The 26,642-nt window shown below is 68.0% G+C and carries 27 protein-coding genes and 2 pseudogenes; 14 read left to right on the top strand and 15 right to left on the bottom strand.

Annotation, left to right across the window (positions count from 1 at the left end; all coding sequences use genetic code 11):
- Position 1 precedes the first annotated feature (1 nt).
- Positions 2 to 1,060, bottom strand: coding sequence for an LCP family protein (locus tag SALPAC2_RS0114490; RefSeq protein WP_188115887.1), 1,059 nt, complete (start codon positions 1,058 to 1,060; stop codon positions 2 to 4).
- 188 nt (positions 1,061 to 1,248) lie between these two features.
- Between SALPAC2_RS0114490 and SALPAC2_RS0114485 the strand changes: the two genes are divergently transcribed.
- Both SALPAC2_RS0114485 and SALPAC2_RS27940 read left to right on the top strand, forming a co-directional pair.
- A complete protein-coding gene (locus tag SALPAC2_RS0114485; protein ID WP_026184741.1) occupies positions 1,249 to 2,559 on the top strand; it encodes a sugar transferase in 1,311 nt (436 codons plus the stop codon).
- Positions 2,560 to 2,848: 289 nt separating this feature from the next.
- Positions 2,849 to 3,262 carry a hypothetical protein gene (locus tag SALPAC2_RS27940; RefSeq protein ID WP_162561265.1) on the top strand — a complete coding sequence of 138 codons (414 nt, stop codon included), beginning with the start codon at positions 2,849 to 2,851 and terminating at the stop codon, positions 3,260 to 3,262.
- Here the strand turns inward: SALPAC2_RS27940 and SALPAC2_RS28340 are convergent.
- The 3 genes and pseudogenes from SALPAC2_RS28340 to SALPAC2_RS0114470 form a co-directional block, all read right to left on the bottom strand.
- Positions 3,242 to 3,505: pseudogene (locus tag SALPAC2_RS28340) on the bottom strand (hypothetical protein); the annotation flags it as partial. The gene SALPAC2_RS27940 and the pseudogene SALPAC2_RS28340 overlap by 21 nt on opposite strands.
- 38 nt (positions 3,506 to 3,543) lie before the next feature.
- A complete protein-coding gene (locus tag SALPAC2_RS0114475) occupies positions 3,544 to 4,038 on the bottom strand; it encodes a hypothetical protein (RefSeq protein ID WP_018217358.1) in 495 nt (164 codons plus the stop codon).
- Positions 4,039 to 4,242: 204 nt separating this feature from the next.
- The gene (locus SALPAC2_RS0114470; RefSeq protein ID WP_018217357.1) at positions 4,243 to 5,082 is read right to left on the bottom strand and encodes an SAM-dependent methyltransferase; all 840 of its coding nucleotides are present in this window, start codon (positions 5,080 to 5,082) and stop codon (positions 4,243 to 4,245) included.
- Positions 5,083 to 5,262: 180 nt separating this feature from the next.
- Here SALPAC2_RS0114470 and SALPAC2_RS0114465 point away from each other — a divergent pair, with 180 nt between their 5' ends.
- The 3 genes from SALPAC2_RS0114465 to rsgA all read left to right on the top strand — a co-directional run bounded on the left by SALPAC2_RS0114465 (position 5,263) and on the right by rsgA (position 8,392).
- Positions 5,263 to 5,721 (top strand): GNAT family N-acetyltransferase, encoded by a 459-nt coding sequence (locus SALPAC2_RS0114465; RefSeq protein ID WP_018217356.1) that lies wholly within the window; start codon positions 5,263 to 5,265, stop codon positions 5,719 to 5,721.
- A 165-nt stretch (positions 5,722 to 5,886) separates the two neighbouring features.
- Complete coding sequence (locus tag SALPAC2_RS0114460) at positions 5,887 to 7,152, top strand: CobW family GTP-binding protein (protein ID WP_018217355.1); 1,266 nt, start codon at positions 5,887 to 5,889, stop codon at positions 7,150 to 7,152.
- Between the two features lie 247 nt (positions 7,153 to 7,399).
- Complete coding sequence (rsgA, locus tag SALPAC2_RS0114455; RefSeq protein ID WP_018217354.1) at positions 7,400 to 8,392, top strand: ribosome small subunit-dependent GTPase A; 993 nt, start codon at positions 7,400 to 7,402, stop codon at positions 8,390 to 8,392.
- A gap of 164 nt (positions 8,393 to 8,556) precedes the next feature.
- Here rsgA and SALPAC2_RS0114450 read toward each other — a convergent pair whose 3' ends face one another.
- The 6 genes from SALPAC2_RS0114450 to SALPAC2_RS0114425 all read right to left on the bottom strand — a co-directional run bounded on the left by SALPAC2_RS0114450 (position 8,557) and on the right by SALPAC2_RS0114425 (position 13,380).
- Entirely contained in the window at positions 8,557 to 9,381 is an 825-nt protein-coding gene (locus SALPAC2_RS0114450) for a thioesterase family protein (protein ID WP_018217353.1), read from the bottom strand.
- A 127-nt stretch (positions 9,382 to 9,508) separates the two neighbouring features.
- Complete coding sequence (locus tag SALPAC2_RS0114445) at positions 9,509 to 9,895, bottom strand: VOC family protein (protein WP_018217352.1); 387 nt, start codon at positions 9,893 to 9,895, stop codon at positions 9,509 to 9,511.
- Positions 9,896 to 10,024: 129 nt separating this feature from the next.
- The gene (locus tag SALPAC2_RS0114440) at positions 10,025 to 10,780 is read right to left on the bottom strand and encodes a VOC family protein (protein ID WP_018217351.1); all 756 of its coding nucleotides are present in this window, start codon (positions 10,778 to 10,780) and stop codon (positions 10,025 to 10,027) included.
- Between the two features lie 134 nt (positions 10,781 to 10,914).
- On the bottom strand, positions 10,915 to 11,766 hold the full coding sequence (locus SALPAC2_RS0114435) for an alpha/beta hydrolase (RefSeq protein WP_018217350.1): 852 nt from the start codon (positions 11,764 to 11,766) through the stop codon (positions 10,915 to 10,917).
- A gap of 68 nt (positions 11,767 to 11,834) precedes the next feature.
- A complete protein-coding gene (locus tag SALPAC2_RS0114430; protein ID WP_018217349.1) occupies positions 11,835 to 12,374 on the bottom strand; it encodes a hypothetical protein in 540 nt (179 codons plus the stop codon).
- Between the two features lie 121 nt (positions 12,375 to 12,495).
- On the bottom strand, positions 12,496 to 13,380 hold the full coding sequence (locus tag SALPAC2_RS0114425) for a fructosamine kinase family protein (RefSeq protein WP_026184739.1): 885 nt from the start codon (positions 13,378 to 13,380) through the stop codon (positions 12,496 to 12,498).
- A gap of 462 nt (positions 13,381 to 13,842) precedes the next feature.
- On the opposite strand from SALPAC2_RS0114425, the gene SALPAC2_RS0114420 reads away from it, so the two are divergent.
- Together SALPAC2_RS0114420 and SALPAC2_RS0114415 are read left to right on the top strand one after the other, a co-directional pair.
- On the top strand, positions 13,843 to 14,919 hold the full coding sequence (locus tag SALPAC2_RS0114420; RefSeq protein ID WP_018217347.1) for an alpha/beta hydrolase: 1,077 nt from the start codon (positions 13,843 to 13,845) through the stop codon (positions 14,917 to 14,919).
- A gap of 3 nt (positions 14,920 to 14,922) precedes the next feature.
- Positions 14,923 to 15,261 (top strand): annotated as a pseudogene (locus SALPAC2_RS0114415) (alpha/beta hydrolase-fold protein); the annotation flags it as partial.
- Positions 15,262 to 15,402: 141 nt separating this feature from the next.
- On the opposite strand, the gene SALPAC2_RS0114410 reads toward SALPAC2_RS0114415, so the two are convergent.
- Complete coding sequence (locus SALPAC2_RS0114410) at positions 15,403 to 16,062, bottom strand: class I SAM-dependent DNA methyltransferase (protein WP_018217345.1); 660 nt, start codon at positions 16,060 to 16,062, stop codon at positions 15,403 to 15,405.
- A 248-nt stretch (positions 16,063 to 16,310) separates the two neighbouring features.
- Positions 16,311 to 16,919: an NADPH-dependent FMN reductase gene (locus tag SALPAC2_RS0114405; protein WP_018217344.1), complete on the bottom strand. Its 609-nt coding sequence runs from the start codon at positions 16,917 to 16,919 to the stop codon at positions 16,311 to 16,313.
- Positions 16,920 to 16,994: 75 nt separating this feature from the next.
- Between SALPAC2_RS0114405 and SALPAC2_RS0114400 the strand changes: the two genes are divergently transcribed.
- Together SALPAC2_RS0114400 and SALPAC2_RS0114395 are read left to right on the top strand one after the other, a co-directional pair.
- The gene (locus SALPAC2_RS0114400; protein WP_018217343.1) at positions 16,995 to 17,639 is read left to right on the top strand and encodes a TetR/AcrR family transcriptional regulator; all 645 of its coding nucleotides are present in this window, start codon (positions 16,995 to 16,997) and stop codon (positions 17,637 to 17,639) included.
- A 47-nt stretch (positions 17,640 to 17,686) separates the two neighbouring features.
- Positions 17,687 to 18,508, top strand: coding sequence for an aldo/keto reductase (locus tag SALPAC2_RS0114395; RefSeq protein ID WP_188115890.1), 822 nt, complete (start codon positions 17,687 to 17,689; stop codon positions 18,506 to 18,508).
- Here the strand turns inward: SALPAC2_RS0114395 and SALPAC2_RS28520 are convergent.
- From SALPAC2_RS28520 to SALPAC2_RS0114380, 3 genes are all read right to left on the bottom strand, one after another.
- Complete coding sequence (locus SALPAC2_RS28520) at positions 18,420 to 18,722, bottom strand: DUF5708 family protein (protein ID WP_026184737.1); 303 nt, start codon at positions 18,720 to 18,722, stop codon at positions 18,420 to 18,422. The two genes, SALPAC2_RS0114395 and SALPAC2_RS28520, sit on opposite strands and share 89 nt — an antisense overlap.
- Before the next feature lie 172 nt (positions 18,723 to 18,894).
- A complete protein-coding gene (locus SALPAC2_RS0114385) occupies positions 18,895 to 19,566 on the bottom strand; it encodes a response regulator (RefSeq protein WP_018217341.1) in 672 nt (223 codons plus the stop codon).
- Complete coding sequence (locus tag SALPAC2_RS0114380; RefSeq protein WP_018217340.1) at positions 19,563 to 20,714, bottom strand: sensor histidine kinase; 1,152 nt, start codon at positions 20,712 to 20,714, stop codon at positions 19,563 to 19,565. The genes SALPAC2_RS0114385 and SALPAC2_RS0114380 overlap by 4 nt, the downstream gene beginning before the upstream one ends.
- A 266-nt stretch (positions 20,715 to 20,980) precedes the next feature.
- Between SALPAC2_RS0114380 and SALPAC2_RS0114375 the strand changes: the two genes are divergently transcribed.
- From SALPAC2_RS0114375 to SALPAC2_RS0114355, 5 genes are all read left to right on the top strand, one after another.
- Positions 20,981 to 22,546, top strand: a complete 1,566-nt coding sequence (locus tag SALPAC2_RS0114375) for an MFS transporter (RefSeq protein WP_018217339.1) — start codon at positions 20,981 to 20,983, stop codon at positions 22,544 to 22,546.
- A gap of 113 nt (positions 22,547 to 22,659) precedes the next feature.
- Positions 22,660 to 23,511 (top strand): ABC transporter ATP-binding protein, encoded by an 852-nt coding sequence (locus tag SALPAC2_RS0114370; RefSeq protein WP_018217338.1) that lies wholly within the window; start codon positions 22,660 to 22,662, stop codon positions 23,509 to 23,511.
- Positions 23,508 to 24,341, top strand: a complete 834-nt coding sequence (locus tag SALPAC2_RS0114365) for an ABC transporter permease (protein WP_018217337.1) — start codon at positions 23,508 to 23,510, stop codon at positions 24,339 to 24,341. Before SALPAC2_RS0114370 ends, SALPAC2_RS0114365 begins: the two co-directional genes overlap by 4 nt.
- The gene (locus SALPAC2_RS0114360; protein ID WP_018217336.1) at positions 24,299 to 25,639 is read left to right on the top strand and encodes a sensor histidine kinase; all 1,341 of its coding nucleotides are present in this window, start codon (positions 24,299 to 24,301) and stop codon (positions 25,637 to 25,639) included. Before SALPAC2_RS0114365 ends, SALPAC2_RS0114360 begins: the two co-directional genes overlap by 43 nt.
- Positions 25,636 to 26,271: a response regulator gene (locus SALPAC2_RS0114355; RefSeq protein WP_018217335.1), complete on the top strand. Its 636-nt coding sequence runs from the start codon at positions 25,636 to 25,638 to the stop codon at positions 26,269 to 26,271. Before SALPAC2_RS0114360 ends, SALPAC2_RS0114355 begins: the two co-directional genes overlap by 4 nt.
- Positions 26,272 to 26,642: the final 371 nt, after the last annotated feature.

Below are 26,642 nucleotides of genomic sequence, written 5' to 3'. Positions count from 1 at the left end.
GCTATCTGGCCTCTCCGATCGCCGCGATTTGTGCGGTGTCGTCGCGGCGTATCGCGTCGTAGAACTCCGCTGCCTTGGCCGAATCGGGCAGTACGACGCTCTGGTCGCCGCGGGTGCCGGTGCCGGAGGTGGGGTTGGTGTAGAAGGTCAGGCTGTCGCTACGCAGGTGACGCAGGTCGTTGGCGGTGCCAAAGATGTTCAACGTTTCGTCGACGGCGACCGCGTCTGCGGTGGCTCGCAGGAACGAGTTGAGCTTGCGGGGGTTCGTCAGGACACCACCGGAGGCGGCCTTGTTGATGATGGCTCTGATCACCTGCTGCTGATGCCGGATCCGGGCGAAGTCGCCATCCGCGAATGCGTATCGCTCCCGCGCGTAGTCCAGCGCTGCGGCGCCGTCCATGGTCTGCGGCCCGGCCGCGAACTTGCGGATGCTGTCCGCGTTCAGGGAATGCGTTGAGGTGAATGCCGTTTCCACGTCGATTTTCACCCCGTCGAGCGCATCTACGATCTCCCTGAAGCCGGCGAAGTCAACCATCACCACATGGTCGATCCGTACGCCGGTGTAGCTCTCGACGGTCTGCACCATCAGCGGTGTGCCGCCCCAGGCGTAGGCGGCGTTGATCTTCGCTTCGGTGCCCCCACGCCGTCCGTCCGCACTTCGTGGCACCTGCACCCAGGTGTCTCGGGGGATGGATACCAGCTGTGCGCCGGAGCGGTCCGCTGGCAGGTGCATCAAGATGATGGTGTCGGCCCGGGAACCGCCGGTGTTCTCCGGGTCGCGGGTATCGCTGCCAAGGATCAGGAAGTTCATCGCGTCTTTGGCCGCCGTGTCCTTCGCCGGCCGGGCTTCCTGCGGAACCTCGGTAAACGCCTCAATCCGCGATATGTCGTTATCGAGGTCGCGCGCGTAAAGTGTCGCAGCCACTGCCCCGCCGCCAGCAAGCAGAGCAAGCGTGGTCAGAACAGCCAAAATCACTCGTCGCCACCGGCGTCGGCGCGATGATCGGTGCTGCTCCTGAGGCGGCGCACCAGCCTCAGTGGAAGGCTCGTCGAGGGACATGCGGACGATCTTACCCGGGCAGTGCCAACTCGACCTTCGTCGTATCATCCTCAATGGCGGCAGCGAAAACTCGGGGGAAAATCATGGCGCAGGTAGTGACCGTGCCGCGGCAGCGGTCGGCATCAACCACAGTGTTGCCCTATATGAGGTCACCGTCCTCGCGGCACACGCACGTGCTCCGAGCCTGGATGCTCACGCTTCCGGTCGATTTGCTTGCCTTCTTGTCGCCGTTGGCGTGGAACCGCGACCACTGGAAGGGCATCATCGCGGCCGGGCTGGTCACCGTGGCCGCGTTTGCCTTGGGCGGGTTGTATGCCGGGCGGCGACACGTCAGCTTCCTGGACGAGATACCGCAACTGTGTGTCCGCTTGCTCGCCGCTACCGCGGTCGTTGCGATCATCGCGGCCGTGCGGCATGACTCCGTCGACTACGTGGCGGGCTACCTGCGGGTCGTGGCGATGTCGGCGGTTATTGTCCTAGCTGGACGAATGGCGACCCGGATGGCAGTGGTGATCGCTCGGCGACGGCGCTGGGTCGAACACTCCGCCATCATCATCGGTGGCGGACCAATCGCTACCGAGCTGGCTCGCCTGCTGCGTCGCTATCCGGAGTACGGGCTACACTTCGCCGGCTTTGTCGACGTTAAGTCGACCAGCCACACACGCAGTGACAGTCAGCCGTTGATCGGTGATCTAAACGACCTCGAGGATGTTATTCGAATACTTCACTGTGAAGTAGTGCTGATCGCCGATGTCGATTGTAGCGACGCGGAGCTCCTACGGGTCGCGCGGCTACCCGGCGTCGCCGCCTGTGACCTGTGGGTCGTACCTCGGCTACGGGAGTTCCACTCCCGCCACGGCATCCCCGACCACATCGGTGCCATCGGCGTCAGTAGGGTTACCCGTCCCTCGCTGACCGGCCCCCAGTTCGCCGCGAAACGTATATTCGACATCATCACCGCGGCCACGTCGTTGCTGCTTCTGAGCCCGGTCCTGTTGCTGTGTGCGATCGCCACCCGGATCGGGAGCGGCCGGGGCATCCTGTTTCGCCAGGAACGGATTGGCCGCTACGGCCGCCCATTCGAGCTGTTGAAGTTCCGGTCGATGCGACCCGCGAACGAGACCGAGTCGCAGACCACATGGTCCGTCGCCGCTGATCCTCGGATCGGCCCGGTTGGTCGCTTCCTGCGGCGCACGTCGCTGGACGAACTACCTCAGCTGTGGAACATCCTCCGCGGCGACATGACAGTGGTGGGGCCGCGTCCGGAGCGGCCGTACTTCGTCGATCAGTTTTCGGCGGACTACCCCGAGTACGCCATGCGGCACCGCGTACCGGTCGGGTTGACGGGGTTGGCGCAGGTCAGCGGATTGCGCGGCGATACGCCGATCTCTGACCGGGCCCGGTTTGACAACTATTACATCGAGAACTGGTCGCTCTGGTTGGATGTGAAGGTCATCGTGCGGACGGTCATTGAAGTGCTACGCGGCGGCGGCCGCTGAGGGCCCACGGTTTCGGGCCAGACTGATAGCCAAAGAACTCGATGGCTTCACGAAGTGCTGAAGCAGGGTTCGAAGCTAGGTGGAGAAACATCAGCTTACTGCGCTGCAGTAAGCTGCTTTGGGCACTTGCCGGGTCGAAGGATGCAAAGACAATGTGTGGCCCGGTGTCCCCCACTCCGATGGAGGAACAGCGTCGTTTGGACCCTTGCGCTAGCATCCTGGCCGGAGTGGACGACGTGAGCTTTTGCCTAAGTGGACGTCGATTTTCTTGGAAGCGAGGGAGGTCCTGATGGAGAATTCGGGTGGAGGAGATAGAGGGACGTTTCTTGACCTCACCTTAAGTTACCCCGCGACTGCTTTTCTTTACGGCAGCACCAAGCCTCGGGTCAGAGTGGATGGTGTCGACGAAGCGGTATCCGGCTGGGGTCAGCACCGCCTCGCGGTCCAGCCGGGGCGGCATCGGGTGGAGGTCTGGGTGCCGTATGCCCTGCCGCGGAAGGCGGGACGAGCTTCCTGTGAGATTGACGTTCCTTCCGATGCGCAGGTCGCCCTCGAATATATGGCCCCCACAGTTACCTTTGGCCGGGGTGCGCTCGGCCCTCCCGGCGAACAGACCTCCACCGGCTACTCCACCGTAATGATTCTCAATGTCGTGGTTTTGGTCGTGGCCCTGGGGGCCTGTCTAGTTAGCGTGTTGGTCTGACCGTAGCTTTGTTGCTGATGCGGTGGGAGGGGTGGATCTGGTTGATCCAACGGGCTCCGGTCGCGGGGCGGTGGCGGTGAGGTGCTCGGTAGCGTCGAGGGTGGCGGCCACCAGCGGGGACTGGCGGTACGCGGTCGCGACGCGGCTGAGCCAGGTGATCTCGGCGGCGTAGCCGTCGGTCGACCGGGGTGGAGCCGCGGCTAAATCCGGTTGGGCGGCGGTGACGCCGGCTCGGTACGCTCGGTCGTCCGCATGCCTCCACCGCAGGACCAGCACGGCGGTCAGTGGCCGTTACGGTGGCCGCCGTCGAGGGCTTGCAGGCGGGCGACCATCTGTTCCACCAGCCGAGAGTCAGCCGAGGACAAGCCGGTGTCAGCGAGAACCTGCCGCAGCGCTACCTGCTTGACGCCCATCCGTCGCAGCTCACCGAGGAGTCGGAGCTGTTCCTGAACCCGGTGCGCCGCGCCATCGTCCACGAAGTATCCGGAATGGATGCCAAAGGCGCGAGCCAGGGCGCGAACATGCGAGGTGCGCGGATCCCACGCCACCCCCCGGCGTAGCTCTCCGATGTAAGCGGCGCTGATCGACACCCCCGTTTCCTCCTGGTGTCCGTTGATCTTGTCGGCAATTTCCTTGTTTGTGTACTTCCGCCCGGCCTCCTCGGGCCGTCCCAGCTCCTCCGGTGCAGGGCGGATGGTCTCGAACAGGTACTCCAAGCGGTCGGCGAGGGTGTCGAGGGGCGGCAGTTCCTGCCGGCCTTGGTGCTCCGCAACCAATGGTCCTCACCCTCCCGTGACCGATCGACAGCAGTGTTACACCGCCGACGCTCGGCCCGACAGGTGTCGACACATGACCGTTATACGACGCCTACGACTCTCTTGGCACGGGCCGAACCGTTGGTGCGGCACGGCCTGCCGGTCGACCGGCAGTCCGTGCCGCCGGGAGCCGGAAGCAGCCGACGGTGGTGTCCTACCTGCGGGTCACGGCTTGCGGCCCACTCCGCAGAACTCGTCAACCTCGGGCCCGGTGGCGGTATCGGCGTTGGGCCGCCACCGGGTCAGTGAGACGATGCCCGGTTCGACCAGCTCAAGGCCGCGGAAGAACCGGCCGATGCCGTCGAGACTACGCACCACCATGGGGTCGGAGCCGCCCTCGTTCCAGATCCGAACCGCCTCGTCGGTCGCGGCCCCGTGGATGGCGTTGGTGGTGTGCGTCATCGCCAGGTAACTCCCCGACGGCAGCGCCTCGACCAGGCGGTCAACTACTCCGTAGGCCTCGTCGTCATCGGGCAGGAAGATCACAATGCCGAGCATGGTGATGGCGATCGGTTTGGTGAAGTCGAGTGTTTTGGCCGCCGCAGCGAGGATCTTGTCCGGGTCCCGCAGATCGGCGTCGATGTAGTCGGTGACGCCCTCGGGGTGGCTGGTCAGTAGCGCCCGCGCGTGCACCAGGACCAGCGGGTCGTTGTCGGCGTAGACGATGCGCGACTCGGGTGCGATCGACTGCGCGACCTCGTGGGTGTTGTTGGCTGTGGGCAGGCCGGTGCCGATGTCCAGAAACTGTCGGATGCCGGTCTCTCTGGCCAGATGAGTGACCGCGCGTACCAGGAAGGATCGCTGGTTGCGGGCCAGTTCGATGATGTGTGGGTAGGCGGCGATCGTGTGGTCGCCGACCTCGCGATCCACCTCGAAGTTGTCCTTGCCGCCCAGCCAGTAGTTCCAGATCCGGGCCGGGTGCGCGATCGTAGTGTCGATCTTCGAGGAGAGTGACCCGTTCGGTCTGGTGTCCGATGACGTGCTTCCCGAAGGGGTGTTGGTCACTAGGAATCTCTTCTCGACTCGCGATGGGGTGACTTCTCCCACACCGTAGCAGGGGCAACGGAACGGCTTCGTTTGTCCTCTATGGTGGACGAAGGATGCGCCACTCGCGGGCAGGTGAAGCCGCCCTGCCGCGGGGAAACCGGTCGCCGGCTCAGCCTTCTTGCCGCTAGGTTCCGCCGCATGCGGTTGGAGCGGATTACCCCAGAGAATCTCGAGGCGGCTCTCGCGCTCTCGGTACGACCCGATCAGGAGCGCTTTGTCGAGTCCGTGGCCGAGTCGCTCGCGGAGGCGTACGTCTGGCCCGACTATGCCTGGCCAAGGTTGATCTATGACGGCGACAAGCTGGTCGGCTTCGCTATGGCCTTCTTGAATATTCCGTGGGGGCCCGACCATGATGCCGACGATCTGCGGTCGGGCCTGTGGCGGCTGAACATCGCGGCTGAGGCGCAGGGGCGTGGCTACGGTCGGTTCGCGGTTGAGGCCGTATGTCAAGAAATCCGGGCAAGGGGCGGTGACCGGGCGTACGTCACCTGGGAGCCGGGGGTGGGCGGGCCGGCGGGCTTCTACCTCCGGTTGGGCTTTCGGCCGACCGGCGAGGAGAGCGGCGGACAGCCGGTAGGTGTCCGCGGTCTCTCCTGAGGGGTGGGCGCGCGACCGGGTCGCTCCTGGCACCAGACGGGTGTTAATGAACACGATTTTCGTCCTATCGGTCTTCATGGGCTGGATGTTGGCGCCCCTGCCCACCCGGCGCGCCCGATGGGCTTAGACTGACAATCGTTTTCATTAAGAGTTGAGAGGACTGTGATGACGACGTCTCCACTCGCGCCCACCGACCCCGGCGCCGCGGTGGCCGGCACCCGCCCGTCCCTGACCGTGCTCAGCGGCTTCTGGCCCTCCGCGACGTACGCCGTCGCCCGTACCCTGCTGGTGGCGGATCCGACCCTGCTGTTGGTCCAGCACGACCTCGCCGACCTGAGCGCCGGCACCGTGCGGCGGGTCGTGCGCGACAGCGCGGGCGTACTCGAGGACGAGCGGATCACGCTCGCACACGGATGCGTTCCCTGCACGCTGCGGGAAGATGTGCTGCCCACCCTCGCCCGGCTGGCCCGCGCGCAGCCCAACCGCGATCTGCTGCTGATGCTGCCCGAGGTGGTCGAGCCCGAGGCGGTCGCCGCTGTCTGCGCGCACTGCCCCGTTGACGGCGCTCCGATCACCGATCTGATCCGGATCGATTCCTATGTCACCGTCGTCGATGCCGAACATCTACTCGACGGGCTTGTCAGCACCGACGACCTGAAGCACCTCGGCATCGCGGCGGCGGACTACGACGACCGGGCGCTGGCCGACGTCATCGTCCGACAGATCGAGTACGCCGACACGCTCGTCCTCTGGGGCCGGTCCCGAGCCGGCGCGTACGGCACCAGTCGCCTGTCGGTGCTGCTCGAGCGGATGGCGCCGTGGGCGACGCAGGTCCCCGTCAGCGGTGATCAGCTCGACGCTACCGCGCTGACCCGCCAGCTGCGCGGCACCCTCCGGCACCGGCCCGAGACCCCCGGCCTCCTCACCCGTGGCCTCGAGGGGTACGTCCTCGGAGTGCACGAGCCGGACCCGGACTGTGGCATCGTCTCGGTCGTCTTTCGGGCCCGCCGGCCATTCCACCCGCGGCGCATCCACGACGCTTTTGAGAACCTCAACGACCAGGTCGTACGCTCTCGCGGGCACCTCTGGCTCGCCAGCCAACCCGACACGGTGATCGCCTGGAACTTCGCCGGGGGTGGACTCCGCCTCGGCTCCCTCGGCCACTGGCTGGTCGCCCTTCCCGACTCCCGCTGGGACGACGTGTCCGACCACCGCCGGCTCGCCGCCGCACTCGACTGGGACGCCTACTACGGCGACCGCCACCAACACTTGGTCTTCATCGGCCTGGGCCTCGACCCCGCCGCGCTGTGCCACACCCTCACCAGCTGCCTACTCACCGATGACGAGCTCGCCGACGGCAGCGACACCTGGCGGCACTACGACGACCCGTTGACCGGGTGCTTCCCGGTCGCGGACGTTCTTCGGCCGTGACGCGAGGGGAACGGATGGCGTAGTATGTCCGGGGCCTCGCCGCGAGGCTGCGGGAGCTGAAGGAGGAGGTGGCGTTTTCATGCATGTGACTGCTGAAAACCGCCACGCTTCGTGCGCCTGAGCGACATCAGGTGACGATCGGTTCACCCGATCGGATCTCACTTCCTTCACGCAGAGGGTTCCTCAGTTGTCTTCTCCCCACCGGGGTCCATCGGCGACCCCAGAATCATCCTCGTCTCTCACCGCCTTGGGCTGGTCGCACCGATGGCAGGCGGCGCTCGCCGCACACGGCGCCGGCCGTCCCGGGCGCGTCGTCCGCCACGACGGCTCCGCCGTCCTGATCAGCACCGAAGGTGGCACCCGCCACTTCCCCGTACGGTCCTCGGCACCCGCGCTCGCGGTCGGTGACTGGGTCGTCGTCAACGACGATCGCGTCCTCGACCTGCTGCCACGGGCCTCGCTGCTCCGCCGCCGCGACCCCTCCACCGGGGGGAGCCAGCTCATCGCCGCGAACGTGGACGTGGTGGGCATTGTCTGCGGCTTGGACCGGCCGGTCGTCCACGGTCGGCTGCAACGTTTCACCTCGCTGGCCTGGGACGCTGGAGCGGTACCCCTGGTGATCCTCGCCAAGGCCGACCTCGTGAGCTCCACCGCAGCCATCGAGAACGGTCTGCTCCAGCAGCATCCCGGCGTCGACATCATCTCTGTCGCGGCGGCGACAGCCACCGGGATATCCGACCTCCTGGGCCGGTGCGCGGAGCGCACCCTGGTGCTCGTCGGCGAATCCGGGGCAGGAAAATCGACGCTCCTGAACGCCCTTGCCGGCCGGGAGTTGGGCGCCACCGGAAAGGTCCGCAGCTCGGACGCGAAGGGCCGGCACACCACCACTGCCCGGCAACTCTTCGCGTTGGAGGGCGGCTGCTGCCTGATTGACACCCCCGGTATGCGCGAGGTCGGCGTCCACGCCGACGTGGCCACTGTTGACGCGGGGTTCGACGACCTCGCGGAGTTGGCGCTCGGCTGTCGATTCGGCGACTGCGGTCATGCCAACGAGCCCGGCTGCGAGGTGCTCGCGGCCGTCGCCGACGGGAGGCTGAGCGAGCAACGACTGCGGGCCTGGAATCAGCTCTGCCGGGAGGCCGCGTGGGCAGAGCTCCGCGCGGACCCGGCGGCCCAGCGCCGCGCAGGTCGGAGACTCGCCCGGGTCATCAAAGACGCCCAGCGGGCGAAGCGGCGTTAACCGCGCCTCGGCCGAGCAGTCCTCAGGTTGATCGGGTACCCATATCGCCGTGACACCGAGGCTGTAGGCCCAGGTGCCGGGTCGCGCTGGACGGTCCGCCGGCAAGCCGGTGGATCGTCCAGCTAACCGGTTCCGCCGCCGGCCGCTGCCCGCCGAACAGCGGGTTAGCCAAGCTCGGCGCGGACCAACTCGTCGGTTCCCGACTGCCCGTCCGGGGCGACGTGGGCCATCAGCTGTCGGGACATTGCCACCAGCTGCCCGCGGGAGTCCCACAGCTCCACGTCCTGCTCGGCCAGTCCGCCGGCGAGCATGCGGCAGCTGGTGCGCGCCTGAATCCAACCGGCGGCGGGCTGGTGCCGCAGGTGCACCGTGAGTTCCAGAGTCGGCGCCATTCCGTCCACCGCTTCGAGGACGGCCCCCGGGAACGCGTCCGCGAACAGCACCAGCGCCACCAGGTCCACGTCACTGCCGTCGGCAAACCGGATCCAGCCGTCCAGATTCGGCTCGCCAGCCTGAGCTCCCAACCACCGTGACGGCGGGACCACGCGGTATTCGTACCGGTCGGCCAAGGTGGCGCCGAGCGCGGCCGCGGCTGCCCGCGGAGGCGTCATGCACTGCTCCGGCTTGGGGATCTCGGGGGGATGTGGCGCGAAGACCGTCGGTCCTTCGAGCAGCTCAGGCGCGCCGAAGGTGGCTAGGAGGCGGAGCCGCTCCTTGCCCTTCTGCTCCAGCACAGCCGTCGCCGTGCTGGTGCTCCGCCCCTGCTTGACCACCTCCACGGTGACGCCTGCCGGCCCATGACCGCCCGGACGCAGGAAGTGCCCGGTGACGGTCAACGGGACCGACCCGGGCAGGCTTTCTTCCGCCGCCCGCATGGCCAGGGCGATCAGGTAGGCGCCGTTTGGAACCCCACCGATGGTGTCCCAACCCGGCTCCACCTCGATCTGGCGCGTCTCAGTCCGTGCTATGGACAGCTCGGTCCGCTGCATCAATCGCTCCTTCTGGGCTCTTGCGGTAGAAACCCTGAACCAGTGACCATGGGCTAGGCGGAGCGTAGTGCCAGCTGTCAATGACCATTTAGTCGATGTTGGTTGTTCCGCTGTGGCCGTGTGGTGCTCAGCTTGAGTGGGGGTTCTGCATCAGTGCGAGGACCGCGCCGGCGGGATCCTTGATCAGCGCGAATCCGCCCGGACCGGTGCCGTTGGGTTGCCGCACCACCTCGCCACCCTTTTCGGCCACCCGCGCCAGGCTCGCGGAGAGGTCGCTGACCGCGATGTAGGTGATCCACTGCGGCGGCAGGTCGGCGTTGCCGTTCCTGGCATGGCAGACGCCAGCGACCGGGTTACCGTCCTGGGCGAGCATCATGTAGTCGTCGTAGTCGCCCATACTCAGCGGCTCCGGCTTCCAGCCGGCCACTTCTGCGTAGAAATCGCGTACGTCGTCCGCGTTCTGGACAGTCAGGTCGAAGCCCGCGATCGTGCCTACCTTGTCTTGACCTGTCACGTGTCCGTTCCTTTCGTGTTGAAGTCCCTACCATGCTGATTGAAGGGCGACGAAGTCTGTAATCGTATCCCGTCGGGGATCCGTCAGGAACTATCGGCAGAGCGGGCCAGCTCTTTGCGGGCCCGGTCGCTACCCGCGGCGTTCGATGGCCACGAAGGTGGCACCGAACGGGTCGGCCAGGACGACGTTGCGGCCGTACGGCGAATCCTGCGGAGCCGTCACCACCCGACCACCGTGCGACACCGCCTGCTCCGCGGCTCTCTCCGCGTCGGGGACCTGAAAGTACGCCAGCCATGCCGCGTGCCCTTCGTGTGGGCGCTGCTCCGCGCCGGCGAAGACTCCCGCCACCGGGCGACCACCGGAGTTGAGCGTCACGTAGGGCACGTCCTCGAGGGCCTCGGTGTCGTAGCCGAAGACCCGCCGGTAGAACTCGACGGTGGCGGGCAGGTCAGCGCTGGTCACCTCGCTCCAGCAGGGCGCTCCGCCCTCGTCAACCACTTGTGACCCGCTCAGCTCGCGGCCCTGCCACAGGGCGAAGATGCCACCGGTGGTGTCCTGAGCGATTGCCAGCCAGCCGACCATGGCGTCCTGCCGCGGCTTCACCACTTTGCCGCCGGCATCGGTGACCCGTTGCAGCGCCGCCGTGCAGTCCGCCGTCGCGAGGTAGGTCGTCCAGTTCGACTGGGCGGGCGCCGGCTCGCCCGGATGCGGTTCGGCGATCGCCGCCACCGGCTTTCCGCGAACCTCGCACATCGTGTAGAAGTCGCCCTTGAAGGTCCACCCCAGCACCGGTCCGTAGAAGTCCATTGCGGTGTCCCGACTGGGCACCGTCATGTCGAACCAGCACGGCGTGCCGGAGGCGTACGCGCCGTCAACGTCACTCATGGGAAATCCCCGTCCTCTGGATTCGGTTCCCTATCGGAGACTCTACGAGAAGTGCGCTTGCGCGGGGAGCCGCAACACTCGCGGTGCAGCCAGCGAGACGCCCCGTGGCTGTCCGGCGAAAGGAGAAGCTTGGCTCAATGGCTGTCGGCCGGTCGCCACAGCCACCGTAGAGCGTCGGGGATAAGGGTGCCGCCATGATTCGGGCTGTGGCCGCCATCGCCCAGCACAAGACGGAAGTCATAGCCGGCTTCCGCCAGCGCGGCCGCGACCCGGAGGTTGTTGGCCAGCCAGTTTCGCTCGGGCTCGTTCCAGTGCAGGTCTCGATGGCCCGCCTGCAAGAAGACGCGTAGCGGCTTTCGGGGAACGCGGGAAATCAGTTCGGGGTATGGATTACCGCCGGATATCTGCGCAAAGCTGGACAGGCAGCCGACGACCCGTCGGAACTTGTCCGGGCGAAACCACGCGGCAGTGAAGGCGCAGCTACCGCCACTGCTGCAGCCACCGATGCCCCACAGCTCAGGGTCCTCGGTGATGGAGTAGCGGTCGGTGACCTGGGGGATGATCTCCTCCAGGAGGAAACTGACGTATCGGTCATTGAAGGCGTCGTATTCGAAGTTACGGTTTGTCGGACTCTCGGCCCCCTCGAAGGTGCCCGGGTCCACGAACAGGCCGATGGTGACCGGCATCTCCCCGTGGTGGATGAGATTATCCAGAACGGTTCCGCCCCGGACCTCCCCCTCCGGGTCCAGGTTTAGCTCTCCATCCTGAAAGACGATCAGCGCCGCTGGCTTGGTGGGGTCGTACTGCGCCGGAAGGTGAACCCAGAACCTGCGCGATGTCCCGGGGTAGGCGCGGCTTTCGCGCCAGTCGAACTCGATGGTCTCGCCGGCGGGTACACCCTGCTGCGCGCTCGAGTCCGGGCCATGGGCGTACCGGACCTTCGACTGGTTGAGGGGAAGCGGGCGGTAGGGGACCTCGACAGTCACCTGGGCAACGTAACGGACAACCGCACGACCGCGGCAAGCGAGATTAGGCCCTTCCGGCGGCGCGGGGATCAGGAACCGAGGAAGGCCGCGGAGACCACAGAGAAGAGAGCGGCGGCAAGCAGGACCAGCCCGGTCGGCGCACCGACGACTGCGCTCACCGACAGCTTCCGGGCCCGGGCGATGGGGAGCGCGGCGACCGAGACGACCGTGATGAGAGCGGCGACCAGGTAGATCATCGGATAGCCGATCAGCGTGGCCACCGGGAAGAGGTGGACACCGACGACGAAGGCGACCCACATCGAGATCAGGTCCCGTCGGCCGCGGCGCGCCAGCAGGACCGCCCCGAGGGCGGCGGCCCCGAACTCGATGGCGACCACGACCCCGAACAACCGGCTGGTGGCCTCGTCGAAGGCGGTGTCGTTGTGCCAGAGCCGCCAGGTCAGCAGAGCACCGGCGATCGCGGTGAGGAGGCCGGTCACCGAGCCGGCGGCGAGGAGCCCGCGCCACCTGCCCGGAGGCGCCTCCTGCGCCCAGCCGAACCAGCTTGAAGCAAAAAAGCCGAAGATCACGGCAGTTGCTGCAGGGTCCCGGATGTGCTCGGCAAACATGGCGCCTCCTGCCCGATGAGGACAAGCTACGGCAGTTCGGGGCACTCCTCCAGCCTCCGCTGCCGGACCGGGTGCCAGCTAGCTTCCGCCGCGGCGCCCGGTGCCGGCCGCAGCCCACCGTTCAGCTGTATTTGCGCAGCACGGCTTTGGTGTCGCGGACCCAGTCCGGGAGGTCGGAGCCGAAGTGGGCGAGGACGCTGAGCTGTTCGCGGAGGTTGAGCAGGTCCATGCGGTCCCGCCAGCCGGGCTGGGGAGCGGCGGCCTCCTCGTACGCGGCGAAGAAGGGCTCGGGTGGGCGGTCGACGCTGTAGATCATGCTGAGGTCGGCTTCGGCCCAGTTCCAGTGCACCGCGGGGTCGATGAGTACGGGGGTGCCCTGGTCGGTGGCGATGAGGTTGTTGCGCCAGAGGTCGCCGTGGGTGAGCACGGCGGGGGCGGATGGGAGCAGCTCGGGTAGCCGTTCGCAGATGCGTTCCAGCCGGGTCAGGTCGGTCGGGTCCAGCACCTGTTGGACCTTCGGCTCGGCCGCGTAGCGCAGTAGCCGGTGGGTGGCGAAGAACTCGTGGCCGTCGTCGGTCTGCTTGTTGTGCTGGGGGAGTAGGCCGAGCCAGCCGTCCTCGGGCCAGCCAAAGGTGCTGCCCGTAACGGAGTGCAGGCGGGCGATCGTACGGCCGGCTTCTTCCCAGTACCGGTCGGTGTCGGGGCGGGGAGCCAGCGCGGCGAGGACGAGATGGTGCTCTGTCACCTCGTAAACCTCGGGAGTCGGAACGCCACCGATTTCATGGAGGGCGCGCAGCCCCGCGGCTTCCAGGGCGAACATGCCGGGCGGGTTCTGCGAGGACGCCGGGGTCTGCTTGACCACGGCCGGCCGGCCATCGGCGAGTCGGACTCGCCGTACGTGGTGGGCGAGCCCGCCGGAGAGGGGCTCCCAGCCAGTGGCACCATCCAGTATCGACACGACCGTTTCGGAACGCGTCTCGGCCGCGCTCACCTTGTCCGAACTCACGATCAGCTCCTTCCGCACACCTGCCTGCAGAGTGCAGTATCCAGCCTGCTCGCTGTCGACCGGTGGTAGGGCGAGCGAACGGAGTCACGCCGCGTACGAGTCGGGAACGCGGGTAGCGGCAGGTCGTAGCCGCCTCGACCGCTGCCGCTGGGTAGCTGCCTTGAAGGCGGCGGGCACTTCGCCTCGATCGCGGTCACGGCCCAGTCGACCTGCGTGGACGGCGTCGTACGTCCATCCGTGGCCGAGTCGGTCTGAACCGCACGGGCTTCGGCGTCGCCGGGGCGGGCGTTGACGCGGTGCTGGGCCGGTCACGAATGGCCGGTGTTGTGACCTGTCCTCCGTACCTGCCCGAATACCACCATCAGCGGTGCCCGAACGAGGAATCGACGCGTCCACCGACCGCTCCGCGTTGCCGCCAGCAACCGAGCCGGTGACCGTCTCGAGGAAGGGACCACACAACCAATGAGAACCCGGCTGTTCTCCGACCGAACCCGGTCGTTCCTGCGGCTTCCCGCCGCCACCGTGGCCGCGGTAGCGACGGTCGCTGTCGCCGGATCGGCGGCGCAGGCCCAACCCGTCGAGATCCCGAGCTTCACCGACGGCCAGGGGCTGACCATCGTTGACAGCGAGGCCCACTCCAGCACCGACCTCACCCTCACCGTGACCACGGCGCAGTTGTCCGGCCAACACAAGATCCGCGTGTTTCTTCCCGCCGACTACGCCACCGAACCCGACCAGCGCTGGCCGGTCGCGTACTTCCTGCACGGTGGGGCCGGCGGCCCGGACGACGTGGCGGCCGTCCCGGCCCTGCGCTCAAACTCGATGATCACGGTGGCTCCGGACGGCGGGCTCAAGGGTTGGTACGCCGACTGGGTCATGCAGGACACCGCCCTCGGCGCGGCCAATTGGGAGACCTTCCACACCGAACAGGTCGTCCCCTTCATCGACGCCAACCTGCGTACCCGCACCGACCGGAACCATCGGGCCGTCATCGGCCTGTCGATGGGCGGCTTCGGATCGCTGCACTACGCGGAGGCCCGCCCGGACCTGTTTGGTCACGTCGCCTCGTTGTCCGGTGGGATCGACTTCGGTATGGCGGCGATCCGCGCGGTCGTCCTGGCCACGGAACTCAACCTCCCCGGCCTGCCGTGCAGCTCCGTGCCGGCCGGCCCGTGTCCGAACTACGGCCCGTACGTCGACAGTGACGCTATTTTCGGCTCTCCATATCCCGTCTTCAACGCTGACCGGATCTGGAACGAAGTTGACCCGGCCGCACCGGCCAACCTCGCCAGGTTGGCTGACACCACCATCGCGCTCTACACCGGCAACCAGGGCGCCGTCGACTATTTCACCGCCATCGCCACCGCGACTGTCGAGGACCGCCTCGACAACCTCGGTATCCCCCACGACACCGTCAACTACGGGGACGGCTCCACCTTGGCCCCCACGTGCAATGGCGGGCACAACTATGGCTGCTGGGCCCCGGCGATCGCCGACTACCTCCCGCAGCTCGAGGCGTCGTTCGACTCGGCCAGCTGACGGCTCAGCTCCGCGGCGGTGGAACTGGGTGGCGGCACCATCTACGGTGCGCCGGTCTTCGACCAGGCTCGGATCACCGCGGACAACCCGATGGAACGCATTCCGAGCTACCACCACAAACGAGTCTTCCTGGTCGCCGGCACCTCACCAAACCCGGTCGACTGGTGGGACGTCATCAACGAGACCCAGGTGCTTGCCGGACAACGCGAGTTCCGCGCCGCTCTCAGCCAGGCCGGTATTGCCCACGAGGGACTCGAAGAGCCGGGCGGACACGTCTTCCGGCGCGAGATCTTCGCTCGTGATCTTGATGGCATGTTGGGACGTCTCCGCCGAGCCGGCTGACCCCGGGCGAGTAACCCGCGTCCACCACGTCGAACCCACGGAACGAGCTAACCGCTACGACCTCACAGGCCGAGGCCCCTTCCGCACCACCCGGGAGGGGCCTCGCGGGACGGCGGTGTGCGGAGGCCTGTGCTCGGCGCCCTACGTGTTCGCGAAACTGGTCTTGCGGACCAGCATGTACCCGTATGCGGGCTCGGGCTCTTCGGGCGGGGCGCTGCCCTGGAACACCAGGGTGAATCCGGCGGTGGTGAAGCGGTCCTCCATTTCCCGGGCCGAGAGCCAGTACCGATCGAAGTCGACGCCGAGGCTCTCGACGGGGCTACCGGGGGAATTCCGATGCCCGGTCCCGTCGCCGTACTTGAACGCCGCCACCAGGTAGCCGCCCGGCCGTACGACCCGGGCGAGCTCGGCGAATGCCTTCGCCCGGGAGCCCGGCGCCAGGAAGATCAATGAATACCAGCACACCACCCCGGCCAGCGACGCGTCGGTGAACGGTAGCTCTCGCAGATCGGCGACCTCGTACCCGAAGCCCGGATGCTCCCGCCGCGCCACCGCCACCATTCCCGGCGACAGATCCACCCCAGACGGCGACAGGCCGCGACCCGCGAGGTACGGAAGGAGTCGTCCGGTACCGCAACCGACGTCGGCGACCTCCGTACCCAGGGACAAGGTCAGCTCGGCGAACAGGTCGAGCATCGCCCGCTCGATGGGCATGCTCTCCAGTAGCCCGACCAGGTTTTTCGCGTACCACTCCGACAACACGTCGTGTGCGTCCCGCAATTCCTCGGTACCGGCGTCCATCCCGCTGACCCTCCCCGTCGTCGGCCGTCGAGGCACCAAACCTACCCCAGGACCACACTCCGCAAAGGCGACCAGCGCGCCGGTTCGCGGCTATCGCTCGCGAGCCGGTCGGCGTCGGGTGCGGCGCCGAGGATTGGACATCGGCAGGGCGAGGAGCTCGGCGAGGATCACCGGCAGGCTGTCGTGGGAGGTGGGAACCGACGGCGCCGCAAGCGCGGTCGGTGGCGACACTGCCTCGGGCCGCCGGTTCAGCTGGCCGCGGCGACCGTGCGCAGTGTGGCGAGTGCGCGGCTCCAGGCGACCGTTTCGTCGAGCAGTCCGGCAAGGTCGTCGGCGTGACGTTCGGCGGGGGTGAACACGCCGGTGGTGGCGGGGTCGGCCGGGTCGAGTCCGGTGTAGTCGAAGTCGGTAAAGGTGCTGAGGGTGACCTGGGTGCGCACGTCGGCGAGCTTGAGCTCGGCGGCGATCTGGCGGAGCTGCTCCACCGCCCGCACCCCGCCGTGGACGCCGTAGCTGACGAAGCCTGCGGCCTTGTCGTTCCACTCGGAGAACAGGTAGTCGATCGCGTTCTTCAAACCGCCGGGGACGCCGTGGTTGTACTCGGGGGTGACGAAGACGTAGCCGTCGAAGGCTTCGATGGCAGCGGCCCAGCGCTTGGTGTGCTCGTGTTCGTAGGTGTGGTAAAGCGCCGGGGCCGACTCGTCGAGCACGGGAAGGTGGAACTCGGCCAGGTCGACCAGCTCGAACACCGTGTCCGCCGGGCCCCGGGACCGTGCGGTCCGCAGCGTCCAGTCGGCGACAGCCTTGCCGCGGCGGTGCCGGCGGGTGCTGCCGACGATGACGGCGATGCGGGTCATGATGCCTCCAAATTTGTAAAGTACACCCGGTACTTTACATGGTAGCGTGGGTGGCGAAAGCGACGAGAGGACGCCATGACTGAGACGACCAGCGCATCGGCCACCGGGCCACGGCTTCGCGGGGAGAAGCGAGCCGCGATCCTCAGCGGAGCGCTACAGGCGTTCGCCCGCGACGGATTCAGCCGCGCCAGCATCGACACGATCGCGAACGAGGCCGGCGTCTCCACCCGGACCATCTACAAGCACTTCACGGACAAGACGACGCTCTTCACCACGGTGATCACCGAGTCCGCGGCCACTGTCGCCGCGCAGCACACCGCGCTGGTCGAACGCCACCTCGACGCCGTCGCCACCCGCGACCAGGTCGAACCGGCACTCGCGGCCTTCGCCCACGCGTGGCTCTCCGACACCCGGCAGCCGGAAGTGCACCGCGCACTGATCCGGCAGGTCGACACCGAGACCGACCACCTCAGTGCCGAGGCGGTCGCCGCCTGGTGGCAGGCGGGTCCCGCCCGCGTTCGCGCCGAACTCGCCACCCGCCTGCGTCGCTGGGCCGAGGCTGACCTGCTGCGCATCGACGATGCCGAGCGGGCCGCCGTGCACTTCGCGCGCTTGATCTCGGCGACACCCGGTCCGCCGGGCACCCCTACCAACACGCGCGGACGGAACGACTGGATCACCGCGGGCGTGCGGGTCTTCCTGCACGGGTACCGCGCATGACGCCACCGTTGACCGCTGAAGCGTTCGGGCGGCAGGGCTTCGGTGCCATGCGCCTCCGGGACAGCGCCGCCGCCGACCCGGACCGCGATCCCGTCGCCGTCATTCACGCCGCCCTCGACCACGGGGTACGCATGATCGACACCGCCGATGCGTACGGCAACGAGGAACTCGTCGGCCGCGCCATCCGCTCCCGGCGCGGGCAGGTCACCCTGGCCACCAAGTTCGGCCTCCGGCTCCGCCCCGACCTCCCCCGCGGCTTCGAGGTGCACGCCGATCCCGCATACCTTCGGAACGCCTGCGAGGCCAGCCTCCAGCGACTGGGCACCGACGTCATCGACCTGTACTACCTGCATCATCGCAGCGACACCGTGCCCATCGAGGAGACCGTCGGGGCCCTGGCCGACCTGGTGGCCCGCGGGCTCGTACGGGCGATCGGACTCTCCAACGTCACCGCCGAGGACCTGCACCGCGCCCAGACCGTGCACCCGATCACCGCACTGCAGGAGCGCTGGTCCCTGACCGAGCGCGGCATCGAGGGCAGCCTGCTGGCCGCCGCCGCCGAGCACCGCATCACCATCGTGGCGCACTCACCGACGTCCCACGGCCTGCTCCACCACCGGCCGACTGGCGACGACACGCCGCCGCACCACCCCGGCGCGGTCCTGGCCCGTCTCGCCCAACAGCTCGGCGCCTCCCCCGGACAGGTCGCGCTGGCGTGGGTCCACCACCGCGAACGCGTACACGGCCGCACCGTCCTTCCGCTGCCCGGCACCACGCGGGTCAGTCACGCCCGGATGAACCTCGCCGCCGCCGACCTGCAGCTACCAGAGGCGGTGCTGCACCAGCTCGATGCCGTACCGATCCCGTAGCTTCGGGCAGGTCCTGCCGCCGGGCGGTGCTGGGTCCGGTCATCGCCAGGTAGAGGCCGTAGCAGAACTCGAGCGTGCCGAGCGCCATCAGCACGACGCCGACCTTGGTCAGGGCGAAAATCGGGACCTGGATCTCGTCGGCGAACAGCCACAGCAACAGTCCGACCACGAACGTGGTGCTTCCGGGCAAGAGGTTCTTGCTCAAGAGGCCCATTGCGTTCACCTTTCAGCCGACATTCCGGATCTTCTCCGGACGGTCAGCCGAAGCTAGCGGGAATCGCGTGCGCAGGCGTCCGGCGGAAGTTGTAGCGGCCGGTACGCCAAAGGAAGTAGACCGGTGCCCGTACCGCGGGTTCAGCCACGCCCAGCCGGCCGATCCATCCAGCTCAAGCCCGATTCCACGGCTCCGGCTGGTCGGTGCGGAGACGCAGCTCACGGGCCAGCACTGCGGCCTCCACCCGGCTGCGCAGGTTCAGCTTGGTCAGGACCCGGCTCACATGGGTCTTGGTGGTGGTGCTGGCCATGCCGAGCACGCGGGCAATTTCTCGGTTGGACAGCCCGGCGCCGATATGGGCCAGTACTTCACGCTCCCGAGTGGTCAGCTTGTCCAGCCCGACCGGTGCCCCGAGGGCCGGTGGGGGGTGCTGTTCGGCGAAAGCGGTGATCACTCGGCGAGTCACCTCCGGGGCGATCATCCCGTCGCCGTCGGCGATCAGCCGGACCGCTTCGATCAGCTTGTCGGCGTCGGTGTCCTTGAGCAGGAAGCCCGCGGCCCCGGCGCGCAGTGCGCCGTAGACGTACTCGTCGAGGTCGAAGGTGGTCAGGATCAGCACGTCGGTGAGTGCTACCAGCTGGCGGGTCGCCGCGATGCCGTCTGTGCCGGGCATCCGGATGTCCATCAGCACCACGTCCGGCCGCAGCCGGTGAGCCAACGCGACGGCCTCCTCGCCGTTGCCGGCCTCGCCGACCACCTCGATGTCCGGTGCGGCGCTGAGTACCAACACCAGCCCCGCACGTACCGCGCCGTGGTCGTCGGCTATCAGAACCTTCGTCGTCACCGGCTCGTCTCCGCCACGGGCAGGGTCACCCGGACCCGGAACCCGTCGTCGACCACGTCGGCGGTGAACGTCCCACCCAGCAACAACGCACGCTCGCGCATCCCGATCAGGCCCGCCCTCGCCCCGTACGTCCCAGCGTCGTCACCGACCGTGTTCCGTACCGGGTTGGACACTGTGATCACCAGCTGCCTGCCCTGGTAGTCGATGGTCATGTCAGCTTCGCCAGCGCCGTGCTTGACGGCGTTCGTCAAACTTTCCTGCGCGATCCGGTACGCGGCCATCTCCACCGCCGCCGGTAGGGAGCGCGGCCGGCCCAGAGTTGCCATCCGTACGGTCAGCTCGGCCTGTTCTACCTGCCTGATCAGCGCCGGCACGTCCTCGATGCCGCGGGCGCCGACGGCCGCGCCGGTGTCATTCATTCGCAGTAGGTTGATCGACTCGCGCAGCTCGGCCAGTCCCCGTACCGCGTTCTCCCGGATCACCGTGAGTGCCTGGCGCCTCTGGTCGTGGCGGTCCTCGGCCAGCGAGAGCGCTCCGGTGGAGTGAATAGCGATGATCCCGATGTGATTGGCGACCACGTCGTGCAGCTCGCGTGCCATCCGGGTGCGCTCGGCCGCCACCGCCTGTCGGTTGTCCAACTCGGCGAGCCGGGCCACCTGCTCGGCGTTGCGTCGTTCGGCCTCGGACCGATCGCGGTGCTCGCGAATCGAAATCCCGCTCCACACCGGCAGGAGCAGAACGATAGCCAGCAGCACCCCGGTGACCGCCGCGCTCGCCGTCCGGTACGTCAGCATCGTAGCGATCGTGACACCGACGGTGACCAACGCGCCGGTCCACAACAGCAACCGGGACAGTCGCCGGGGCCCGTGCACCGTGGCGTCGTGCAGGATTTGACTGAAGATCACCACAGTGGCGAGCGACGGGCCGATCGCCATGTCGATCACCGCGGCGACGACACCCAGCCCGAGCCCGGCGAACGGTCGGGCGCGAGTCAGCCCGGCGGCGATTCCGGTGAGGGTCCCGGTGCCCAGCAACCACCCGGTGTGGCTCGGGTTGTCGTTGGCGCCGAGGGCGGTCAAGATCGCCACCCCACTGATGCACGTCCCGGCGACGATCACATCACGGCGGTTCAGGCCGGCCGGGATCACTGCTCCATTATGCTCGGCGTTCAATCTTTCGGTTACGCGTGGTACTCGGCCGGCTGAGGAGCTGCTGCGAGACCGTGCTGCACGTCAGCGGCCGCTGTTGTCCGAGCCGGACAGCGGTAGGTCGGGGGCCCGGATCGGGCACGGCGGCCCTTGGCCGGTCAGTCGCCTTGACTTGAAGTGTTCTTCAACTTCTAGGTTCGGTGGTGGCGATCGACAGAGTCGTACATCGACGACAAATCCCGATACATCGATGAAAAAGGTGGGTCATGGTGGCTCAGGAGTCGCAGCGGGCGGGGCGGCGAGAGTGGTGGGGGCTGGCTGCCCTGGCTCTGCCGACGCTGTTGGTGGCGATGGACCTCACGGTGCTGCACCTGGCGGTGCCGGCGCTCAGTGAAGCGCTCAAGCCGAGCAGTTCGGAACTGCTCTGGATCACTGACGTCTACGGTTTCCTCATCGCCGGCTTCCTGATCACCATGGGGTCGCTCGGCGATCGGATCGGCCGTCGACGGCTGTTGTTGATCGGCGCGTTCGGGTTCGGCATCGCGTCGTTGCTGGCGTCGTTCTCCACCACACCGGAGATGCTGATCCTGACCCGGGCGCTGCTCGGTGTCGCCGGGGCCACGCTGATGCCCTCGACCCTGGCGTTGATCCGCAGCATGTTTCCGAGCCCGGCGCAGCGCGGAGTTGCGGTCGGTGTCTGGATGACCAGCTTTGTCACCGGGACCGCGATCGGGCCGCTGGTGGGTGGGATTGTCCTTGAGTTCTACTGGTGGGGAGCGGTGTTTCTGCTCGGCGTGCCGGTGATGGTGCTGTTGCTGATCATCGGTCCGATGCTGCTCCCGGAGGTGGCGGACCCCGGTGCCGGCCGCCCGGACCTGCTCAGTGCTCTCGCCTCGCTGGTCACCATGCTGGCCGTGGTGTTCGGGTTCAAACAGTTCGCCGAGGGGGCCAGCGGTCCGCTGCCGTGGGCCTGCATAGCCCTGGGGGCCGGTCTCGGCTGGATCTTCGTTCGCCGGCAGCGGATGTTGCGGGATCCCCTCCTCGACCTGGCGTTGTTCACCCGCCGGACGTTTGGGGTGGCCGTCGCCGTGCAGACCCTGGCGGTCTTCGCGATGGCGGGCGTGCAGTTCTTCGCGGGCCAGTACCTCCAACTCGTCCTCGGTATGTCCCCGCTGCGAGCCGGACTCTGGTCCCTGCCGTGGACGCTGGTGGGCGTTGCCGGGGCGATGCTGGCGCCGCTCGCCGTCCGCCGCCTGTCGCGCTCGGCAGTGATGGGGGGTGGCCTGGCGCTCGGTGCGGTGGGTTTCGGTGCTCTGGCCGGAATCGGCTCGGCCACCGGATTCACCTTGCTGGTGGCCGGCATGGTCGTTGCGTCCCTCGGCATCTCCGGTGCGATGACCCTGAGTACGGACCTGGTCGTCGGGGCGGCTCCCGAGGAACGCGCCGGTTCGGCGTCGGCCATCTCCGAGACCGGAAGCGAGCTCGGCCTCGCCCTAGGCATCGCGGTGCTGGGGAGCATCGGCGGTGCCATCTACCGCCAGGGCTTGACCGCGTCCGCGCCCGTGCCGACCCCGCCCGAGTCGATGCAGGTCGCGACGGAGACGTTGGGCGGGGCGGTCAGCGTCGCGGCCGAGCTGCCCGGCGGGCTCGGCGATGCCCTGCTCGCCGCTGCTCGGGAGGCGTTCACCACCGGGATGGCGGTGACATCGGCGATCAGCAGCGTGGTGCTGATCGCCCTGGCGATCGCCGTCGGCCTCCTGCTGCGCCGGGTGCAGCCAGACGGTGACCGGAAGCAGGAGGTCGGTGCCACCGTCGACGACCACATCCGTTGACCGACTAGGCGGCGACCCTCCGGCTCGCGCCGCAGGTGTCGACCGATCGGTGGACACCGGGATTCAGTCGGGTGGTCGTCCCCGGCCGGGCACGGTGGCGAGAGCCTGGACCCATGACCGAATCGCTCGCCGCACGAGTGCGGGGCCTGCGCAAACGCTATCGGAACATCCCGGCGGTCGACGGGATCGACCTCGACATCGTCACTGGGGAGATCTTCGCGCTGCTCGGCCCGAACGGTGCCGGCAAGACGACGACGGTGGAGATCCTCGAAGGCTACCGCCGCCGGGATGAGGGCGAGGTGTCCGTCCTCGGCGTTGACCCGCAGCGGGCGCCACGGAGCTGGCGGTACGGCATCGGCATCGTTTCGCAGGACGTCGCCGACCTCTCCGAGCTCACCGTCGGCGAGACGGTTCGGCACTTCGCCCGGTACTACCCCGATGCCGGGGACCCCGACCAGGTGATCGATTCCGTCGGGCTGAGCGAGAAGACACGCGCGCGGGTGCGTACGCTCTCCGGCGGCCAGCGGCGTCGGCTCGATGTCGCGGTCGGCGTCATCGGCAACCCGAAGCTGCTGTTCCTGGACGAGCCGACCACCGGCTTCGACCCCGGGGCACGCCGACAGTTCTGGAGCCTGATCCGCTCGCTCGCCGCCGAGCGCGGCACCACCGTCCTGCTTACCACGCACTATCTAGACGAGGCCGAGGCGCTCGCCAACCGGGTCGCGGTCGTCGCCGCGGGAAAAATCGTCGCCGCGGGGGACCCGGCGACACTCGGTGGACGGGCCGGTGCCGAGGTTACCGTCTCCTGGGACGAGGACGGTGCGCGTCGCACCGCGCACACGTCGGACCCCGGTCCGCTCGTCGCCGACCTCACCAGCCGCCACGGCGGCACCGTGCCGGGCCTCACCGTGACCCGGCAGAGCCTCGAAGACGCCTATCTGACTCTCATCGGGAGAGACCGATGATCACCGCAGCGAGCGCTGGCGCGCGCCGTGGGCCGTCGGTCGCCTACCTTGGCGTGCACCGCGGCATTATCGAGCTGAAGGCCTTCTTCCGGGAGCGCGACGCCGTCGTGTTCACGTTCGCCCTGCCGGCCGTTCTGCTCGCGCTGCTCGGCGCAATGATCAGCGGGGTGTACGAGGGCAGCAGCGTCACCTCGGCGCAGTATCTCGTGCCCAGCATGGTCGCCGCCGGCGTCGCCTCCACCACGTTCGTCAATCTCGGTATCAGTGTCGCCGCCGACCGGCAGGACGGCACGCTGAAGCGGCTACGCGGTGCACCGATGCCCGCTGCGGCCTACTTCCTCGGCAAGGTCATCATGGTGCTCGTCGTGACGGTCGCCGAGGTTGTCGTCCTGTTCGGAATTGGCGTGCTGATGTTTGACGTCACGATGCCGACCGACCCGTCGCGCTGGTTGACCTTCGCCTGGGTGTTCGTGCTGGGGGTCACCGGATGCACGTTCCTCGGCATCGCGGCGAGCAGCCTGGCCAGCTCGGAGCGGAGCGCCGGCGCCGTGATGAACCTGCCGTACATCGCCCTGTCGTTGGTCTCCGGCATCTTCTACACGCCGATCAGCGCGTTGCCCGAGCCGCTGCTCACGATGGGCTCACTGTTCCCGCTGAAGTGGATGGCCCAGGGCTTCCGTTCGGCGCTGCTGCCGGACACCATCCTCACCCAGGAGGTCGTGATGTCGTGGGAGCATGGCAGAACGGCGGTGATCCTGGGCGCGTGGTGCATCGGAGGTCTCCTGCTATGCCGCACGACGTTTCGCTGGCGGGGACGCCGGGACGGGTGATCCCCGGCACCGGCGCCGCAACCGGTCCAACCGCAACGGGCGGTCCGACCGCGACGGGCCCGACCGCAACGGGCGGCCCGACCGCGATGGGTCCGACCGCAACGGGCCCGACCAGCCCTCCCGGCGAAGTCGGTGGCCGATGGTGGACCAGCGACGCGGTGTGGGAGATCTACTACGTCCTCATCGCCGTCGCCACCGCCGCCCTCGTCCTGGGGGCCACGAACCGACCGGCCGCGGCCCGCGCCGGGGCGGTGGCCACGATCGTCGTGGCACTCGTCTGGTACGCCGCGTGGCGGCGCGTGCTCTCCAACGGGGGTGGCGCCACCTGGCGCGGCTACGCCTACTTCGCCGGCGCCACCGGGTTGTTCGCCGCCGGTGTGGCGATGGCCAACGGTGTGTCACTGCTGCTGGCCATGCTGTGCCCGCAGGCGTACGTCATCCTGCCGCGCCGGCGCGCGTTCATCGCGGTGGTGACGGTCAACCTCAGCTACCTGGCGGTGATCTTCGCTGTTTCGCGTGACCTGGTGGCCCTGGTCGAGGCGCCGCTGTGGGTGGCGATGATGACGGTGGTCGTCTCGGTGGTGTGCGGTACCTGGTTCAGCCACGTCTCGGACCAGAACGACGACCGCGCCGAGCTGATCCGCGAACTCGAGGCCAGCCGCGCCGAGGTGGCGCGGCTCAGCCACGAGGACGGCGTGCACGCCGAGCGGCAGCGACTCGCCGCGGACATCCACGACACCATCGCGCAGGGGCTGTCCAGCGTGTTGATGCTGATGCAGGCGGCCGAGGCCGATCTCGAACAGTCACCTGGGAAGGCGCGGCGACACCTGGCCCTGGCGATGGAGACCGCTCGCGACAACCTGACCGAGGCGCGGGCGCTGGTCGGTGCGCTCACGCCGGCCGCGCTCGACGACTCCTCGCTGGCGCAGGCGCTGCGTCGGCTCGTTGACCGCTTCCGCGCGGAGACCGGCCTGCACGCGGAGTTCGCCACCGAACTCCACGGACCACCGCTGCCCAAGGCGCTCGAGGTGGTGCTGCTGCGTACGGCGCAGGAGTCACTCACGAACGTCCGCAAGCACGCCCGGGCCAACGCGGTTGTCGTACGGCTGGAGCGCCACGACGGGTCGGTGGTACTGGAGACGCAGGACGACGGGTGCGGCCGGGCCGTGACGGCGGAATCGGGAGGCTACGGGTTGGCGGCGATGCGCAGTCGCGTCGAGCAGATGTCCGGCACGGTGACGGTGAGCTCCGAGCCCGGTTCGGGCACCCTGGTCCGGGTGGAGGTACCGGTCTCGTGATCTCGGTGCTGTTGGTGGACGACCACCCGGTCGTACGGGCCGGTGTCCGCGGCATGCTCGGCGGCGAGCCGGACATCACCGTCGTCGGCGAGGCCGCCTCCGGGGCCGAGGCGCTCACGTCGGTGCGGGCCCTGCACCCGGATGTGGTGTTGATGGACCTCCGCATGCCGGGCCTCGACGGGGTGGGCGCCACCGGTCAGCTGCGCACGGTGGCACCGGACACGCGGGTGCTGGTGCTCACGACGTACGAGTCTGACGCGGACGTGCTGCGAGCCGTCGAGGCGGGCGCCACCGGGTATCTCCTGAAGGACTCCTCGCGTACCGACCTGCTCGGTGCCATCCGGGCGGCCGCGCGGGGCGAGACGGTGCTGTCACCGACGGTCGCGACCCGGCTGCTGAACCAGGTGCGGCACCCGAAGCGGGACGTGCTGTCACCGCGCGAGGTCAACGTTCTGCGCCTCGTGGCAGTTGGCATGTCTAATCCAGACATCGCCCGGGCCCTGACCATCGCCGAGGCCACGGTCAAGACGCATCTGCTGCGCGCGTTCGCGAAACTCGGCGTCTCCGACCGCACGGCGGCGGTCACGAAGGCGATGTCGCTGGGGCTCATCTCACCCGACGCCGGCACCTGACTCTGCCGGAGGGGTGGAGCTTCAGCATGGCCAGCCACCTGTTTTTGCGAGCCCGAGCTTGGTACGGTTGACCATCGCGAATGGTTCGAAATTCTTCAGAAATGAATGAGGATTTAATGGCGCAGGGATTTATCTTCGGCGTTGCAGCCACTATTGCGGGTTACCTTCTTTTCCGCGCCTTCAGTAAGCATGGCTAGGGTCGGCACTTCGTTACCGTAAGGGGTGTCCAAGGAGTGGACCGGCGCCCCCGGGGGCCAGCCCAGGCGGGCGCTGTTCCGCACGCTGTCGAGCTGCCCTCACGGATGGGGCGCAGGAATACCCCGCGCCCGTCCGGCTGGCAGCCCGCCCGGTGCCTGGCCTACCGCCGAAGG

Origin of the sequence: Salinispora vitiensis (assembly GCF_000378825.1) — a bacterium.
In the GTDB taxonomy this organism is placed as follows: Bacteria; Actinomycetota; Actinomycetes; order Mycobacteriales; family Micromonosporaceae; genus Micromonospora; species Micromonospora vitiensis.
This window is presented reverse-complemented; position numbering and strand designations above follow the sequence as displayed.